The following is a 1,936-nucleotide window of genomic DNA, read 5'->3' on the forward strand; positions in this document are numbered from 1 at the left end:
GTTCATCCTGTTTTCGATGAGAGTATCGACGACGGATGGGTCGGCGAGGGTTGAGGTGTCGCCGAGTGCGCCGAAGTCGTTTTCGGCGATCTTGCGCAGGATTCGGCGCATGATCTTTCCCGAGCGGGTCTTGGGCAGACCCGGGGCCCACTGGATGAGGTCGGGCTTGGCGATCGGGCCGATCTCGGTGCGGACCCATTTCTCGAGTTCCTTGCGGAGCTCGTCGCTGGGGTCGACGCCGTTCATCAGGGTGACATAGGCATAGATGCCCTGGCCCTTGATCTCGTGCGGGTAGCCGACGACGGCGGCCTCGGCGACGGCGGCATGGGCGACGAGGGCCGATTCGACCTCGGCGGTGCCCATCCGGTGGCCGCTCACGTTGATCACGTCATCGACGCGGCCCGTGACCCAGTAATAGCCGTCACGATCGCGGCGGCAGCCGTCGCCGGAGAAGTAATAGCCCTTGTACTGGCTGAAATAGGTCTCCTGGAAGCGGTCGTGATCGCCCCAGATGGTGCGCATCTGGCCGGGCCAGCTGTCCTTGAGACAGAGCACGCCCTCGGCCTCGGTGCTCTCGACCAGCCGCCCCGATTCTGCTTCCAGCACGACCGGCTGCACCCCGAAGAAGGGCAGCGTGGCCGAGCCCGGCTTGGTGGGAATGGCGCCGGGCAGCGGCGTCAGCAGATGGCCGCCCGTTTCGGTCTGCCACCAGGTGTCGACGATCGGGCAGCGGCCCTTGCCGACATGGGTGTTGTACCATTCCCAGGCCTCGGGATTGATCGGCTCGCCGACCGAGCCCAGCACCTTGAGCGCGGAGAGGTCGTATTTCTCGACCCATTCGGGGCCCTGGCCCATCAGCGCGCGGATCACGGTCGGCGCGGTGTAGAACTGGTTGACCTTGAGGTCCTGGCAGACCTGCCAGAACCGGCCCGCATCCGGGTAGGTCGGCACGCCCTCGAACATCACCGTGGTCGCGCCGTTGGCCAGCGGCCCGTAGACGATATAGCTGTGCCCGGTGACCCAGCCGACATCCGCGGTGCACCAGAACACGTCGCCCTCGTGATAGTCGAAGACATATTCATGCGTCATCGCGGCATAGACGAGATAACCGCCCGAGGAATGCACCACGCCCTTGGGCTTGCCGGTGGACCCGCTGGTATAGAGGATGAACAGCGGATGCTCGGCGCCCAGCTCCCGCGAGGGGCAGTCGGGGCTGGCATGGTCCATCAGCGCCAGCACATCCACGTCGCGCCCGTCGATCCAGGTGGTCTGGTCGCCCGTGTGCTTGACCACCATGCAGCGCACCCGGTCGGAACAGTGCAGCAGCGCGGCATCGGTATTGGCCTTGAGATTGGTCTTGCGCCCGCCGCGCGGTGCGGTGTCGGCGGTGATCACCACCTTGGCGCCGCAATCGTTGATCCGGTTGGCCAGCCCGTCGGAGGAAAACCCCGCGAAGACGATCGAATGGATCGCCCCGATCCGCGCGCAGGCCAGCATCGCAAAGGCCGCCTCGGGGATCATCGGCAGGTAGATCACCACCCGGTCGCCGCGCATCACGCCCTGGCTCAGCAGGACATTCGCCATCCGGTTCACCTTCTCGTGCAACTCGCGATAGGTGATATGCTCGACCGGATCCTTCGGATCGTCCGGCACGAAGATGATCGCGGTCTGGTCGCCGCGCTTGGCCAGATGCCGGTCGATGCAGTTCGCCGCCACGTTCAGCGTGCCGTCGCGGAACCAGTGAATCTCCACCTCGCCCGGACGGAAGGACGTGTTCTTCACCTCCGTATAGGGCTTGATCCAGTCCAGACGACGCCCATGCTCCCCCCAGAACCCTTCCGGATCCTCCACCGACCGGCGATACATCTCCTCGTACCGCGCCCCGTCAACATGCGCAGAACGCACAAAATCAGGCAAAGGCGCGTAAAGCTTGTCG

1 protein-coding gene is annotated in these 1,936 nt (G+C 65.1%); it reads right to left on the reverse strand.

Translation table 11 applies throughout. The annotated features are described in order from the left end of the window. A partial coding sequence (gene acs / locus EV216_RS18015) for an acetate--CoA ligase (protein ID WP_132697253.1) occupies nucleotides 1-1,917 on the reverse strand: 1,917 nt, incomplete at its 3' end. Between the last annotated feature and the right edge of the window lie 19 nt (nucleotides 1,918-1,936).

This window comes from Rhodovulum steppense, assembly GCF_004339675.1.
GTDB classification, from domain to species: domain Bacteria; phylum Pseudomonadota; class Alphaproteobacteria; order Rhodobacterales; family Rhodobacteraceae; genus Rhodovulum; species Rhodovulum steppense.